13 protein-coding genes are annotated in these 15,507 nt (G+C 51.2%); 4 read left to right on the plus strand and 9 right to left on the minus strand.

What is annotated here, in order from left to right; all coding sequences use genetic code 11:
* The first annotated feature begins 18 nt into the window (after positions 1 to 18).
* A complete protein-coding gene (locus ACNQKP_RS02695; protein ID WP_011162896.1) occupies positions 19 to 426 on the plus strand; it encodes an OsmC family protein in 408 nt (135 codons plus the stop codon).
* Here the strand turns inward: ACNQKP_RS02695 and pbpC are convergent, their stop codons facing one another.
* Both pbpC and ACNQKP_RS02705 read right to left on the minus strand, forming a co-directional pair.
* Positions 427 to 2,445, minus strand: coding sequence for a penicillin-binding protein 1C (gene pbpC / locus ACNQKP_RS02700; protein ID WP_417862688.1), 2,019 nt, complete (start codon positions 2,443 to 2,445; stop codon positions 427 to 429).
* The gene (locus tag ACNQKP_RS02705; protein WP_417862690.1) at positions 2,442 to 7,910 is read right to left on the minus strand and encodes an alpha-2-macroglobulin family protein; all 5,469 of its coding nucleotides are present in this window, start codon (positions 7,908 to 7,910) and stop codon (positions 2,442 to 2,444) included. The genes pbpC and ACNQKP_RS02705 overlap by 4 nt, the downstream gene beginning before the upstream one ends.
* A gap of 242 nt (positions 7,911 to 8,152) precedes the next feature.
* Here ACNQKP_RS02705 and ACNQKP_RS02710 point away from each other — a divergent pair, with 242 nt between their 5' ends.
* A complete protein-coding gene (locus ACNQKP_RS02710; RefSeq protein WP_015089486.1) occupies positions 8,153 to 8,275 on the plus strand; it encodes a hypothetical protein in 123 nt (40 codons plus the stop codon).
* A gap of 57 nt (positions 8,276 to 8,332) precedes the next feature.
* Positions 8,333 to 8,902, plus strand: a complete 570-nt coding sequence (locus tag ACNQKP_RS02715; protein ID WP_011162893.1) for a superoxide dismutase family protein — start codon at positions 8,333 to 8,335, stop codon at positions 8,900 to 8,902.
* Positions 8,903 to 8,930: 28 nt separating this feature from the next.
* Here the strand turns inward: ACNQKP_RS02715 and ACNQKP_RS02720 are convergent, their stop codons facing one another.
* Genes ACNQKP_RS02720 through ACNQKP_RS02730 form a run of 3 tightly spaced genes read right to left on the minus strand, consistent with a single transcriptional unit; the run spans position 8,931 to position 11,218 of the window.
* Entirely contained in the window at positions 8,931 to 9,911 is a 981-nt protein-coding gene (locus ACNQKP_RS02720) for a fumarylacetoacetate hydrolase family protein (protein WP_417862691.1), read from the minus strand.
* A gap of 23 nt (positions 9,912 to 9,934) precedes the next feature.
* Positions 9,935 to 10,492 carry a porin family protein gene (locus ACNQKP_RS02725; RefSeq protein WP_226987892.1) on the minus strand — a complete coding sequence of 186 codons (558 nt, stop codon included), beginning with the start codon at positions 10,490 to 10,492 and terminating at the stop codon, positions 9,935 to 9,937.
* Between the two features lie 54 nt (positions 10,493 to 10,546).
* Entirely contained in the window at positions 10,547 to 11,218 is a 672-nt protein-coding gene (locus ACNQKP_RS02730) for a hypothetical protein (protein ID WP_417862693.1), read from the minus strand.
* A 118-nt stretch (positions 11,219 to 11,336) separates the two neighbouring features.
* On the opposite strand from ACNQKP_RS02730, the gene maiA reads away from it, so the two are divergent.
* The gene (gene maiA / locus ACNQKP_RS02735; protein ID WP_417862694.1) at positions 11,337 to 11,993 is read left to right on the plus strand and encodes a maleylacetoacetate isomerase; all 657 of its coding nucleotides are present in this window, start codon (positions 11,337 to 11,339) and stop codon (positions 11,991 to 11,993) included.
* Positions 11,994 to 12,020: 27 nt separating this feature from the next.
* Here maiA and cyoE read toward each other — a convergent pair whose 3' ends face one another.
* Genes cyoE through ctaD form a run of 4 tightly spaced genes read right to left on the minus strand, consistent with a single transcriptional unit; the run spans position 12,021 to position 15,505 of the window.
* Positions 12,021 to 12,899, minus strand: a complete 879-nt coding sequence (gene cyoE, locus ACNQKP_RS02740; RefSeq protein ID WP_038450612.1) for a heme o synthase — start codon at positions 12,897 to 12,899, stop codon at positions 12,021 to 12,023.
* Positions 12,900 to 12,906: 7 nt separating this feature from the next.
* A complete protein-coding gene (locus ACNQKP_RS02745) occupies positions 12,907 to 13,242 on the minus strand; it encodes a cytochrome C oxidase subunit IV family protein (protein ID WP_011162887.1) in 336 nt (111 codons plus the stop codon).
* A gap of 3 nt (positions 13,243 to 13,245) precedes the next feature.
* Positions 13,246 to 13,911, minus strand: coding sequence for a cytochrome c oxidase subunit 3 family protein (locus ACNQKP_RS02750; RefSeq protein ID WP_080701406.1), 666 nt, complete (start codon positions 13,909 to 13,911; stop codon positions 13,246 to 13,248).
* Positions 13,898 to 15,505, minus strand: coding sequence for a cytochrome c oxidase subunit I (gene ctaD / locus ACNQKP_RS02755; protein WP_011162885.1), 1,608 nt, complete (start codon positions 15,503 to 15,505; stop codon positions 13,898 to 13,900). The genes ACNQKP_RS02750 and ctaD overlap by 14 nt, the downstream gene beginning before the upstream one ends.
* Positions 15,506 to 15,507 lie beyond the last annotated feature (2 nt).

The following is a 15,507-nucleotide window of genomic DNA, read 5'->3' on the forward strand; positions in this document are numbered from 1 at the left end:
CTTCACAGGAGTTGCCCCATGGTTAAAATGTCCGGAGTCTATCAAGGTCACAAACACAGTGAAATCAAACACGGCCCATCCGGTGCCGCGCTGGAAACTGACGCCCCTAAAGACAACAATGGCAAAGGTGAATCATTTTCTCCGACCGATCTTGTGGGTGCCGCCATGGGCAGCTGCATGATGACGGTGATGGCTATTGCCGCCGAAAAAGACGGCGTGGAGCTGAAAGGCGCCCGCTTTGAAGTGGAAAAAGAAATGGGCGTAAACCCGCGCCGTATCGTGAAGCTGAATGTGGTTCTTCACATGCCTCAAAGCATCCCGCACGACTACAGAAAAAAACTGGAACAAATCGCCATGACCTGTCCGGTGAAACAAAGCGTTCACCCGGACATGCAGGTTCCGGTTTTGTTCCACTATGACATCTAGTTATTTCACCAGAACAGAAACCTCGGCCACTTTGCTGTCTCCTTCATAAAGCACAAAGTGGTGACGGCCCAGTGAAGGCGACCATAGATAAGACTCGGTCGCCTTTATTTTTTTGTCTTCGTTGATTTTCCAGTACAGATCTTTCTTCAAAGCATTTTCCACCAGCAGCGGCATCTTCTGATTGCCCGCCGGAATCGCCGGATCCAGCGCCAGCACCATGCCATCCTGCGGATACAAAATGCGCGCCCCCGGATAAGTTTCAGGCTGAGACTCTTTGACCGGTACGACTTCAGCCATTCGGGCTTCCGACGGATAGTGATCCTGCAGCCAGATCATGGTGCGCTTCCAGATCGGGGCCGCACCACTGACGCCCATCACATTCCACATGGGTTCTCCGCTGAAGTTTCCAACCCACACACCGACAGTGAAGCGGTCATTCATGCCCACACACCAGTTATCGCGCATGTCTTTGCTGGTGCCGGTTTTCACCGCCGCCCCCGGCAGTGCCAAAGCTGAATCCAGACCAAACCCCAAGGCGCGGTTCTGATTGTCGGACAGGATTTCTTTCACTTCGCGTGCACTGGCAGCCTCAAACACTTCCGTGGCTTCAGCGGTTTCCTGCTGAGGTTCAAACTTTAGCGACGACAAGAATCCATCCTGTGCCAAGGTTCGATAGCCTTGCGCCAGATCTTCCAGGGTCACATCCGCCACTCCCAGCGCCAAGGCCGGGCCATAGTGTTCGGGTTCTTCCAGGTTTCTAAAATTCAGAGTCTTTAACTTTCCCCAGAAGGATTCATCATTCAAAAGTTTAAAGGCCTTCACGGCCGGAACATTCAGTGAAGATCCCAGGGCCGTCTTCACCATCACCCAGCCATAGAACTGGCGGTCGTGATTTTGGGGTTTGTAAACTCCCCGGTCAAAGACGATATCCACAGCGGAATCCTCAAGCCAGGATTCCGGACTCAACAATTTCTTTTCAAATGCCGTGGCATACAAGAATGGTTTTAATGTGGACCCCGCCTGTCTTAAGGATTGCACCCCGTCGACATAAGGCGCGCTGGAAAGATCACCGGATCCTCCGACATAGGCAAAGACCTCGCCGGTGCGGTTTTCAATCACAATCACCGCGGCATCATTCACGTTCTGCGCCTGCAGCCTGCGAATCTGGGAAGTGATCTGTTCCTGGATATAGCTTTGCAGATCGCGATCCAGGGTTGTCTGGATCTGCCCACGACGGCCTTCTTTGGAAAACCGCTGCGCCAGGTGCAAGGCCTGCTGATTCTGAGAAATCATCTTCTGCGGCTGAATACGACTGATGCTGTCTTTGAAGGTCGCACACAGATCCGGTTCCTGCCAGCAGGCGCGCTTTTCCCACTGGGCTGTTTCAGAATTTGGTGAACGAATCAGGACCGACAAGAGGGTCGCATCCACCCGGGAAAGATCCGCCGCACTTTTTCCAAACATCATCCACGAGGCCGCGTTCACCCCGCGCAGTTCGCCGCGGAAGCTGACCAGGTTCAGATAGCTTTCCAGAATCTGCTCTTTGCTCCATTGGCTTTCAAGCTTCATGGCCGCGAAAGACTGGCGCATTTTTCCGGACAGTCCCTGCCAGGTTTTTTTATTGGGATGAAGCAGCTTCACCAGCTGCATGGTGATGGTGCTGGCCCCGCGCGGGGAATCCTTCACACTGCGCTGATAAACCGAAGCTGCCATCGCCAAGGGATCCACACCCCAGTGATGAAAGAAGTTCTTATCCTCGGATTTTAACAAGGCTGTGATCATGGCCGGAGCGATATCCTTGTGATCCGCCCACAACAATGTGCGCTCTTTCAGATCCTGGCGCCACTGATGCAAAGGTTTGCCATTGCGGTCCACCAGGAAAAGATCGGAACTGACATAGGACTTTTTCACCGAATCATAGGCTGGCAAGGAAGGCACGCTGCTGGCAATGATGGCCATAGCAGCCACTCCCCCCAGCATTCCCACCCCTGCAAGTCCCCAGATCAGTTTCTTTCTCATTGCACGCTCCAGACGGATTCTGGCAATTCAGCAAACAGATCCGGGCTGTACATGGCTTCGACCCGTGGAGCTGGCAGCACATAGGTTCCTGACTGATTGATGCGCAGGGTGTATTCCATCACCTGTTCTTCTTGCGGGAACCAGGAATGATAGAAGCGAATCAGTTCAGACTTTCTTTCCACCGAAGTGGCGTAAGAAGCCTGAATCACACTGGCACCCGTTGGAATAGGGTCTTCCACCACCACCCATGTCTGTGGGGCCTTGGCTTTGACCTTTAATTGAACCTTGGCGATGTCCCCGACACTCCAGCGGCCTTTTTCTTTCTGTTCAACCGGCGTGATGGTCTTTTCGACGTTAAACCCGGCAAAGACCGCTTTGGTCACCGGCACCGCGGCCTTGACTGAAACCGTGATCCACGGACGACCCGCGCCCTGCTGATCCATTTTCAGCTCGGCCTTGTCCTGGCGCCAAGGAAGACTCAAGGAACCAGAGCTGCCCTTGGACCAAGCATACTTTTCAGACGCGCCAGCAAGCTCGGCCACGAAGGTGCCTTCGACTTTCTCTTTGCCATAGTGTTCTTGCAGGCGTCTCATCACAATCGCGCCCCAGGCGTTGTCTGAGGTCAGGGCCCAGGCCCCTTCCTGTTGAAGGGACCAAGCCCCCTGATAAAGGCGAGGAATATCAGACTGCCACTGTGGAAGCTTCATCATGGTCAGAATCAAACGCAAGACCGAGCTTTCTGAATCGCGCATCAGCCACGGCATGGATTCCAAACGCTCGTCCTTAAACTGCAAACGCTTGGCCGAGAAATAGAACCGGTTGCGCAAAATGGATTCGATATCTTTCAGGGTTTGTTCGCGGCCTGGGACGTCTTTTTCCCACAGATGAATCTGATACCATTCAATCAACGTGTACATCGGCCACTGATTCGGCGAATACTCAACCGCCGGGATGGTGGCGACATTCAGTCGGCGATAGCGGGACAGAGTTTCCATGACGGTGATCTTTTTAAGAACACTGTCGGCGCGATCGGTTTCATGACTTTCACGCAGACGGCCTTCTGCATAAGCGTTCATGGCATCGAGCATGCGGTTTTCATGTTCATCGCTGAAAGTGAAGCCTGCTTCATGCGCGATATTCAAGACGTAAGCTGTCAGATTCACACTGCCGGAAACGGCATTGCCGGGGAAGTAGCGCAGCAGCCCGTTGCCATCCAAATAGGTATCAAGCTTTTCTTCCAGCTTCTGCCAGGCCTTCTTGTCATTCAAAGACACAGTTCTGGAAACCTGCTGTTCAAGGCATGAATACACATAGTTCTTCCAGAATTCACGAATGCCTTCCGTGGAACCACCCAACGAACTGTTCAATTCAATAACAAGAGAACTTTGGGCAAGATCCGCCCCGGCAGGCTGCTGCAGGGAAAGTTTCTTGAAATCAGGCCAGTTGCCAAATTCGCTCTGATAAATTCTTGCCACACGCACCGGAAGAATCTGCTGGGTCTTTTTGATCTCGTCCACCGCACGACCATCAGAGGTGCGCGCACTTAAGATATATTCCAGCTGGGAAGCCCCGGCAGGAACTTTGATCTTCCAGAAGATCTCTTTGGCTTCACCCGCTGCCAAACGCAATGTCTGCGCCGGGTGTGTTCCCGCATTTGGAGCCACTGCCAGATTCAAATTCAGATTCTGAACCTTGTCCGAGGCATTTCTCACCGTGAAGCCTGCCTGGAATTCATCGCCGTCACGAACCACCGAGGACAGTCCCGGCATGATCATGACGTCCTGGGACGACTGAATGGATGTCCAGCCCGTGCCGAACTGATCCTGCCCCTGCAGCGCCACCGCCACAATGCGGAAGCTGGTGGTGGAATCATTCAGTTTGATATCCACCTTGGCTTCGCCTTTGGCGTTCAGTTTCACACTTGGGTTCCAGTACAACAAAGTATCAAACAACTCGCGGCGCAGGCCTCCGGCACCGTCACCGCCAATCGGTACCGCCTTTAAACCAAAGTGACGACGACCCACCACTTGGGTCTGCGAGGTCGCAGTCTGCACCGTGTGCGGGCGTAAACGCATCATCGAAGACAGCAAATCCCAGGAATCATTATCGCGCAAAGCCAGCAGCCCTTCATCCACCGCCACCAAAGCCACTTCTGCACTAGATGCTGGGCGCCCCTGACTGTCCTTCACACTGATGGTGACCTGGGATTTCTGACGGGCACTGTAAGTCTTTTTGTCCGTAGCCACAGCGACCTTCAAAGTGTTTTCTTTCCAACCCACTTTGATTTGCGCAAGGCCCAGTTTGTAAGCGGGCTTCGCCAAGTCCACCAACGCTGTTGGTTTTGGATCCGCCAGTCGTCCCCGGATCGCAAAGGCTGATACCACCACATTCGGAGCGTATTCTTTTTTGATCGGAACACGAATCACCGGACTGTCGCCGCTGACGTCGATGACTTCTGAATGCAAAATGCCATCACGTTCGACCGACACCAGAACTTTGGCCTGCGGGAATGGCGTGCGCAGCTGGAACTCGGCGGTTTCACCGGGTTCATAGGTTTTCTTAAATGGAATCAGATCCGCGCGATCATTGTCTTCAGATCCAAACCACTGATTTTCACCGGGACGGATAATCCATTGAGTGACGTTGCTATAGCTCGTGCGGCCTTGGGCATCTTTTCCAGACACCACTGCAATCACGGAACCGGAAACCTTGGTTTTTCCCTTACACAGGAACTGTCCACTTGTATCCGTGACCCCGCGACACAGTTCGCCGACTTTTTTGTATTCACGGAAATCTTCATAAGCATAAAAGCCACCCACCAGCCGCTTACGATGAGTGTAATAACGACTGGTATAAAGATCGACCTGAACATTCTGATTCTTCAGTGGGCGCTGCTGCAGATCCAGAGCCACCACATCAAACTCCACCTTATCCGGAGTTGCGGACCAGCCGCGGGACTTCATCCCCAGAACCAGGGACGAAGACCACAGCGGGAACGTGCGGCTCAGGGACTGAATTTCACCGTTCGGGTCTTTGTATTCAATTTCAGTGCGCAGATTCTGCGGGGCTGCTGCGTATTTAATCCCCGAGATGGATTCCTGGGCCACGCCTTGTTTGTTCAGCTTGAAATCACGTGTGCCGCTTTGTGGGACATGACGCTGAATCTCTTCCTCGCCCTGACGGAACAGACCTTCACTGACAGCACCGTTGGCGAAAGCATATTCCTGGAAGTCTTCATTTTGTGGCGAGAAGTATCCGGGCTCAACGTTCCAGCGCATCTTCACTGGCAATTCCCCGGTAGGGCCGCCGGCAAAGTAAGTGCCCGACACCTGCACCGGAATATTCTTTTCCTGCACATAAACCGGCTTTGTCCCATCCAGTCTTACCTGCATTAAAGGCACGCGGAAGTTTTCCACTGCCACGTCGCCGATGGCAATGTTCATCGCTGGTGTGTCTTTTTCCAAGGTCAGGGTCCAACGGCCCAGCTTCGCACCCGCAGGAACCGGCCAGGTTAACAGGGCCACGCCAGTTTTCTTATTCCAGGTCAAAGGCAGCTTGAAAGTCTGAAGACCCGAATCATGGGCCACCGTCAGACGAGTCGGCCATTCACTCCCTGCTGGTAAAGAGAAGCCAGAAAGGCTGGTCTTACGCAGAACGATCTTTGCTGACAGCTTTTCTTCAGGCTTTAGCAAGGTGCGATCCAAAACTGCGTGGCCCAGCCATGGGGAATCCGTGTCGCCTGAGCGAATCTGGAAGCGCCAGGACTCAATGCCCTTATCCCAGCTGGTGTGCGTGAAACTGAAGTCATCGCCTTTTTCTGCCATGGCAAAGAAGCCACCATAAAAACCGCTTTGCGGATCGGTCGCCCAATCATCAACAGGTTTTGCGAACTTGAATGAAGCCCAACCCCGCGCATCCGTGGTCGCGCTGGAAATAGCATTTCCGGCATTATCAAAGATGGACACCTTCGCGCCCGCGATCACCTTGGTGGTTTTAAGCTCTGTCACCCACACCCAGGCTTCGTTGCGCGTGTGCTTCACGTGCACGGACATGTTTGTCACAAGCCCTGCCGAGCGCACATAGAAAGGCTTCTTCTGATCCAGCAGGTTTTGCCCCAAGAGCGGGCTTTTCATTTCCACCACATAGAAACCCGGAGCTTTCAAAGGAATTCCCACAACCTCCAGGTCGGTGGCTTTCGCCGGCTTATCGACTTTGATTTTCTGCGTGTTTTTTCCCTGCCAGTTTTTAATGGCTTCTTCGCCGTAAGGATTGCGCATCACTTCGCCCAGCGCTTTGATGACGGACTTAAAGTCATTGGCCTTCAACTGCCCCGTCCAGCCCGCAAACTGAGTGTCCACAGACTTTTCCACGCGACGCAAAGTCACAGCCATCGCGGCTTCAGGACCGGATTCGATCACTCCGAAAGTGGAGGCAAACTTAAGCAGTGACGGATCTTCCCCCGTTTTTACTTTTAACGGAAACTGAGATTGATTGGACAAAAGACGGTCATCCTCGTCTTTCATTTTTGCCGGAATCACAACGGTGTACTGGCTGTTGGCGACAAAAGGTCCCTTGAATTCCAAATAACTGACAGTGTCTTTGCCACCCGAAGCTGCATCCAGATTCGTGGCCTTGATTTTCTTCCCGTCGGCGGACTGGATATAAATTTCCCGCGCCAGCTTCGCCGAAAATGCGGAGGACGAGTTCAGGCGCATTCCCATCAAGGGAACACATGGGCGGTTCGCAGCTTCACGATCACAGTTGAAAGACAGTTTAAACGGCTCACGCACATTGAACTCAAAAACTTCATCTTCTTTCGAGGCGTACCCGGAAGGAGACTGCACCGCCTTCGACCACACCAGGCTGACACGTGCCCCGGCGGGGAATGGGCGCTGCGCCTTCAAAACGACATAGTCCCCTTTGAACAGCTCTTTTTCGTACTTGTATTCGCTTTCAGCCGCCTGATAAGTCTTCGTGGCTTCGCCCCCGGTGATGACTTGAACTGGAACACGGTCGCCCAGTCCTTCAATCACAAAGTACACACCCGCAGCCAGGGATTCTGTTTTTACGGCTGAATCCACAAAGACCACAAAGCTCTGCTCGGGATCCACATCGCGGTAGGTTTGTGGGAAGATGTTTTTGATGTGCGGCCCGCCGGTGTTGAAACTGAAAGTCTGTGCATGGACCTTCACTTCACACGATTGTCCGCCAGCCAGAGGCTCGGTGAAATCAAAGACCCAGTTCTTGGTGTCGATCCAGCGGCCCTGTCCTTTTTTTGCGTCAAAGCAAGAGCTCTGCACCGGGGAATCCAGTTTGATCTCGCCAAATCGGACCATCGGTTGATTGAATTCAACCCGCACTTGCTCGACAGACTTTACAAACCCTTGTGGAGTGAATGTCTGTACCTGAACCTTTTGCTGAGCAAAAGACACGGTGGTTAGAAGAGAGAAAAACAAGCTGATCATAGGCGAACTCCTTCTGCCTCTTAAGCTTGGATGCGGCTTTCCGGAAGGTCACTGCTTGATGCCCTATGCCGACGTTCTCAAAGGGCTTTCATTCTCAAAACTGGACTTAGTTCCGTATTCAAGCTCATCTCGAAATCACAAGGGAAAGACGTAAGATTTTCTCTATGAGGTGATTAGCTTTTATCTATTGGTGAGATTGCGCAGAACCATGAGAAAATCATTCTCAGTAAAGGGAGGTCACTATGACGACTCTTGAAACAAGAGCTATTCTGGCTCCGAAAATTCGCCTTGGACGTGTGGTAATATACTTCTATCTGACCACATTCATCGTAGTCGGTATTATAGCCTATCTGGCGAATGGCTGATGACATCAACTAAGGGATCAGGGACAATATTCAGCACAACACTGAAAGGGGATCCCTATGAAAAGAATGTTGCTTGTCAGTTTGTTGGCCGTTGCGATGACTTCTTGTATGTACAAATCAAAGAAGGCGGAAGCTCCAGCCCCTGCTGAATCCACTCCAACCCCGACGGCGACAGCCGCTCCTCAAAAAGCCCAAGCGGTTCTGAAGACCATCAAAGGTTCCAAACTGAAAGGCATCATTCACTTCACCGAAGGTGATGGCGAAATGAAAATCGAAACCATGGTTGAAGGCATCAAACCAGGTCCTCACGGTTTCCACATCCATGAAAAAGGTGATTGTTCTGCTGCGGACTTTTCTTCAGCCGGTGGCCACTTCAATCCGACCAAAGGATCTCACGCAGGTCACGACGGTCATGGACGTCATGTGGGTGATATGGGGAACCTGATTGCCGACAATAAATCCAAGGCGATCACAACTTTGGTTATCAAAGGCATGACCATGAAGCCAGGTGCTGAAAGCATTATCGGCAAAGCGGTTGTGATTCACGCGGACAAGGATGATTTGAAATCCCAACCGGCAGGAAACTCTGGCGCGCGCATTGCGTGTGGAGTGATTCAGGCCCTTTAATCAAGGGCCCGAAAGAACGGGTGAAGGCTTAAACGGCCTTCACCTTCTGGAAGATGCGTCCGAAGATGCTTTCACCTTGAGCGTTGAACATTTCCATTTCAACGGTGTCGCCGGACTTCATAAATGGCGTTTTGATCGCGCCTGTCTCGATTTGCTCAATCATGCGTTTTTCCGCCAGACAGCTTGAACCATTGGCGTGATCTTCATTGGAAACAGTTCCACTGCCGATCACGGAACCAGCCGCCAGATTGCGGGTTTTTGCCGCGTGAGCAATCAACTGACCAAAGTGGAAGTGCATGGCGCCTGCATTGGCTTTGCCAAAGAATTCCCCATTGTACTTCACGTTCAGAGGCAGATGAATGCGCCCGTCTTTAAGTGCTTCACCCAGCTCGTCTGCCGTCACAGCAAACGGAGCCAGGGCTGATGCCGGCTTGCTTTGGAAGAAGCCAAAGCCCGCCGCCAGCTCTTCGGGGATCAAACCACGCAAAGACACGTCATTGATCAGAACATACAGACGGATGTATTTCAGTGCTTCGTCCGGTGTCACACCCATTGGCACGAAATCAGTCACCACACCCACTTCACCTTCAAAGTCTGTCCCGTGCGCGAAATCACGCTGAGGGATGTCTTCGGTCGGCGCCAGGAATTGGCCACATTCGCCCTGATACATCAAAGGAACGGTGCTCAATGTCTCTGGCAGTGGAGCTTTGCGCGCCATGCGCACCAGCTTGATGTGATAGATAAAAGCAGAACCATCAGCAAACAACCACGTGCGCGGAAGCGCGGAATGGAAGTCACCTTCTTTAACGGCAAAAGCACCGGCCGCTTTGCCCGCGTTCAAGTCGTCAGAAAGTTTCTTCAGGGAAGCTTCTTTCTCGGACCATTTTTCCATCGCCTCACGCAAGGAAGGGGCAATCGCCGTGGCTTTCACCGCGGTCTTCAGATCGCGGCTGATCACACACAATTCACCATCCATGCTTTGAGACGATTTAAGAGAACCTAATTTCACGTCGTATCCTATTCAAAAAATTCTTAGTCAAAAGTGATCTGCAAGTTCGCGCCCACCGCGCGGTAGTTTTTCAGACCGTCAGCTGCATCACCGCTGGCGGTTTCATAGTACAAAGTCGCGCCCAATTGCGGGGCAAATTTGAAGCTGGCACCGAAGATGATCGGAGTCAGTGGCGATTTAACATCGTTCACCTTACCGACTTCAGCATCGCTGTCCAGGTTCAGACCCAAAGATACACCGGCGAACACGCCTGCGTATTCTTCGAATTTGTACATAAGCGCCACTGGAACATCCAGATAGTTCATGCTGATCTTGTTTTCATCACCAGTCGCATCTGTTTCAACAATCACCGGTCTTTGAGTGTAAAGCAGACCTGTGCGCATGTGCCATGCACCGGAGATCGGGAAATGAGCTGTTGCACCGAACTGGAAACCCATTTGGGATTTTACAGAAGCCAAATTAGAATCCACTTCACCGGACTGCTGACGAATACCCACTTCCAAACCATAATCAATATCTGCCATCGCAACGGATGACATCATACCCAAAGCCGCCATCACTGTTAGAGCCAACTTTTTCATTTTAATCCTCCTAAAGGCTTTCATTGAAGCCCTCAAATAGTCCCATAATTTGAATTACTTATCAAAACACCACACAGCATTTAGTGCCATCTCGTTTATAACCTTATCCAGCGACACCTCGCTGTGCTCCAAAGCCAGATGGTGTGCTTCAACGGTTCCACGAGCGGCCAAAACAATCAGCACCAGGGGAAGCAGCACACGCCACAGGACTTCAAACTTCGACCCGGCCTGTGGAGAATACTCGTCTTTCCACTCCCCGAACTTAAGGCTTTTCACCAGCATGTATCCAAGGCTGAACAAAAGAACTGTGATGATACAGAAGATCCAGGACTGGTTCGGCGGCATGGACTGGAACTGTTCCAACCAGCTTTGCATGCTCCAGGAATTGTAATCCGCAAAACGCATGCGTTTTCCGTACTTCGCGAAATGGAAGAAGTCCACAAACGTCAACGCGCAGATCAGGAACCAGACAATCGTGAAATAGACTTTATAAAACAGAAAGCCTGCGCGCGGCCATTTCTGCAAAACCGCCTGAATCATCACCAGAAAATATAGCGGGATAAAAAGAAATCCAAAAATCAAAAGATCAAAACGGAAGCCGGCCAGGAAGGACTGGGCAATTTCAACAAACGCCGCATCCGGAGTCGCATGAAAGACCGAAAGAAAATAGAGATTCAGTCGGAATAAGGTCATGAAGACGATCATGGCAAAAGCCAGGACTGCCATTTTCAAAAATACTTTAGAGGAAAAGCGCAGAGAAAAGATAAAGCGATTGGGCATCGAAAAGTCCTTTGACTGAAAATCAAAAGCAGAATGAAATGTGAGGCTCAATAGGAGTCAGTATATGTCCTCGATAGTACTTTACAACTATTTTCGAAGCTCCACTTCATACCGTGTTCGTCTGGCTTTGCACCACAAGGGCCTGGCCTTTGAATACAAGCCCATCAATCTTTTGAAGAGCGAACAGCTGACCCCCGAATACAAAGCCATCAACCCACTGGGCGGTGTTCCCACGCTGGTTCACGACGGCAAGATCATCCCGGAATCCTTTGCCATCATCGAGTATCTGGACGAGGTTTTCCCACAAACCCCACTGATGCCGAAAGATGCCTACAAACGTGCCCGCATCCGCCAAGTGTGCGAGGTGATCAATTCCTTTATGCACCCGATGGCCAATCTGAAAACCCTGAAGTACCTGACCAGCAAACACGGCTACGATCAGGACCAAAAAGACGAATGGGCCCAGCACTGGATCTATCAGGGCTTGGAAGTTCTAGAAACAACCCTTAAAGGGTTCTCTGGAACTTACAGCTTCGGCGATGAAATCACCATGGCCGACATCTTCCTGATCCCGCAGCTTTTAACGTCTCAAAGATACAAAGCCGACATCACCAAATTCCCGACCCTGGTGAAGATCAACAACAACTGCCTGAAGCTGGAAGCTTTCAAGAAAGCCCACCCCTTCAATCAGATGGATACACCCGAAGAATTCAAAAAATAAAAAAGGCCCGGAAACGGGCCTTTTCTTTTAGTTATGATGAATGAAGAGGAAGTTCCATTTATCAATCACCGGGATGATGATGAAGACTAACATGGAAACGTTGAGCCACATAAAGAAGGCCAGCCAACGTTCAGTCCCATTGGACTTGTAGTAGCGATAGAACTCTTGCAGAACCTTGAACACAAACGGGAACGTCAGCAGAACAAACATCCAGCTGGCGTGAACAAACATCGGCGCCGCCAAAGCCACACCCACATAAACGAAGGTGTAAAGGCCGACCTGGAACATGGTTTTTTCCATGCCCAAAGCCACCGGCAAAGTCGGAATCCCGCCCGCTGCATAGTCATCTTTGTAACGGATTGCCAGCACCCAGAAGTGCGGCATCTGCCACAGGAACATGATCAGGAACAGATACAAAGACTCCGAGTTGAAGATGTCCGGATTTGCCACCGCGTAACCGATAGTCACTGGCAAAGCTCCCGGGATCGCCCCCGGAACGGCCGCAAACACCCAACGGCGTTTCCACCACAAAGTATAAGGACCGTTATAAAGGAAAACGCAGAACAACCCCACCCAGCCGGCCACGGGCTCCAGCTTGAACAGCATGTTCATACCGACCAGCAAAAGACCTACCGACAAAATACCCGCCGCTGCCGGCTTGATTTTACCGGAAGGGATCGGACGCTTGGCTGTACGGGGCATTTTTTGGTCGATCTTCCAGTCTTGAACCTGATTGAGCGCAAGAGAGCCCGAGCTGAGGAAATAAATCCCCAGCAGGGTTTCTAAAAAGATTTTCCAATCAAAGGGATTTTCGATCTGAAAACCAGTGGCATAGCCGGCCAGTCCCGCTAGGACTGAGAAAACGACTATGCCAAACTTGGTAAGATCTGCGTAGATTCGTAGCACGATAATCTTACAGCGGGCTGACTTCGTGAACGCGAGTCGCGAAGTCGATCGCGCAGATCGCGAACAGCAACGCCAGGAAGAAGAAACCAGATGCAAAGACAAAGCGATTCATCTTGGTGTCGTCTTTCAAGTGCATGAACCAAAGGCAGACCAATGTAGCCTTAACCAAAGCAATCAGGAACGCCACTGGCGCAGCCAAAGCACCCAATTCAGCTCTGAAGTTGTGGGCGATGATTGTCAGGAAGGTCAGACCGAACAAAGCCAGGGCAACTTTGAAGTAAGTTGCCAGTGGCGTGATGTGCGGATGAAGAACATTCGAATTACTGTCGTTATGTTGAGCCATTTGTTACCCCACCAAATACAGAAGAGGGAATAGGAAGATCCAGATCAAGTCGACGATGTGCCAGAACAAACCAACACCTTCTACAACGATCCAGTACTGACTGTGGAAATCACCGCGGATAGTGCGGATCAAACACCAGGTGATCAGACCCATACCCAACAAGACGTGGATACCGTGCAGGCCCGTCATCACGTAGTAGAAGCCGAAGTACAAACCAAGGTTTGCGTGTTCTGCGCCCACTTTCGCAACATCCAGGAATTTACCCGGGAACAGACCCAGGTGGAATTTATGCTGGTATTCGAAGTACTTGATCACCATGAAGATCGCGCCGCAAAGTACAGTCGTTGCCAGGGCAAGGACCGCTTTTTTCTGCTGGTTCTTCTGGATGAAGGAGATCGAGATCGCCATAGTGAAGGACGAGAAGATCAGAACCAGGGTATTTACGAAACCCATCTTCCAATCAAGAGACTTCGCACCTTCAGCGAACATCGCCGGATATTCATTGTGATAAAGAGCGTAACCCACAAAGATCGCACCGAACATCAGGATCTCTGTAAGCATGAACAACCAGATACCCTCTTTACCAGAGGAATACTGTTGCTCAGCCGTTTTAAAGTGGTGAGCTACGTGTGCTGTGTGAGCGCCGTGTGCTGTATTATCTGTACTCATAAGGCCCCGCTGTTACTACTGGTTCAACACTGAAGTTGTCATGTGGAGGAGGAGAAGCCGTCTGCCACTCCAAAGTTTTAGAGCCCCAAGGATTCATCGGAGCTTTTTCACCTTTCAACAGACCCTGAACGATTGTGTAAAGACCGAACAGGAAGCCGATAAGGATCAACCAAGAACCCACTGTGGAGATCTTATTCAGATTCTCGTACGCCGGGATGTAGTCGAAGTAACGACGAGGCATACCCATCGCGCCCAGAACGAACTGAGGGAAGAAGGTCACGTTGAAACCGATGAAGATGAACACGAAAGAAATACGAGCTGTGGTTTCGTTGTACATCTTACCGAACATTTTCGGGAACCAGTAGAAGTAGCCGCCCATCAATGCCATCAAAGTACCACCCACCATCACATAGTGGAAGTGAGCTACCACGAAGTAAGTGTCGTGGAAGTGTACGTCGATTGGCAAAGTCGCAAGCATAACCCCAGTCACACCACCGATAGCGAACAGGAACATGAAGCCCAAAGCGTAAAGCATCGGAGACTGGAAGGACACGGAACCTTTATAGAAGGTCGCAACCCAGTTGAACATCTTGATCGCCGTCGGAACCCCTACCAGCATTGTCAGGAAGGAGAAGATGATACCAGTCGTTTCAGACTGACCGGACACGAACATGTGGTGACCCCAAACAAAGAAGGATACAGCCGCGATACCCAAAGAAGAGTATGCAATCGCCGTGTAACCGAAGATGACTTTTTTGGAGAAGGTCGTGATCAGCTCAGAGATGATACCCATTGCCGGGATGATCATGATGTAAACCGCAGGGTGAGAGTAGAACCAGAAGAAGTGCTGGAACAATACCGGGTCACCACCCAGTTTAGGATCGAAGATACCGATACCCAGGAATCTTTCCACCGCCAAAAGAAGCAATGTGATACCCAGAACCGGAGTCGCCAGCATCTGAAGGATCGCTGTTGCATACAAAGACCAGATGAACAAAGGCATTCTGTGCATGGTCATGCCAGGAGCTCTTAGTTTGTGCACGGTCACGATGAAGTTCAGACCCGTCAGGATGGAGGACATACCCATGATGAAGGCTGCAAGAACCATCATCGCTGTCGCTGTACCCGTTCTGATGGAGTATGGAGTGTAGAACGTCCAACCAGTGTCGATTTTAGTAGTGAAGAACGTTGCAATCGCCAGGATCGCACCCGCCATGAAGCAGTACCAGCTTAGCAGGTTGATTCTTGGGAAGGCCACGTCTTTCGCGCCGATTTGCAAAGGCAGGAAGAAGTTACCCAGGATCGCAGGGATACCAGGAACGATAACCATGAAGACCATGATCGCCCCGTGATATGTCATCACCTGATTGTAAACGTCACCGTTAGCCAGGATCTGACCCACGTTTGGAGCCGCATTTGGAGCAAAAAGTTCCAAACGAAGCAACAGGGCCATAACCCCACCGATGAAGAAGAAGAACATAACAGTGATGAAGTACATCAAACCGATACGTTTGTGATCGACAGTAGTCAGCCAGGACCAGATGCCTTTTTCAAAATTAATATAGTTGTCGCCGTGAGCTGTAGTTTTCGCCATGC

It is taken from the genome of Bdellovibrio bacteriovorus (assembly GCF_048286975.1).
Taxonomy (GTDB): Bacteria; Bdellovibrionota; Bdellovibrionia; order Bdellovibrionales; family Bdellovibrionaceae; genus Bdellovibrio; species Bdellovibrio bacteriovorus_H.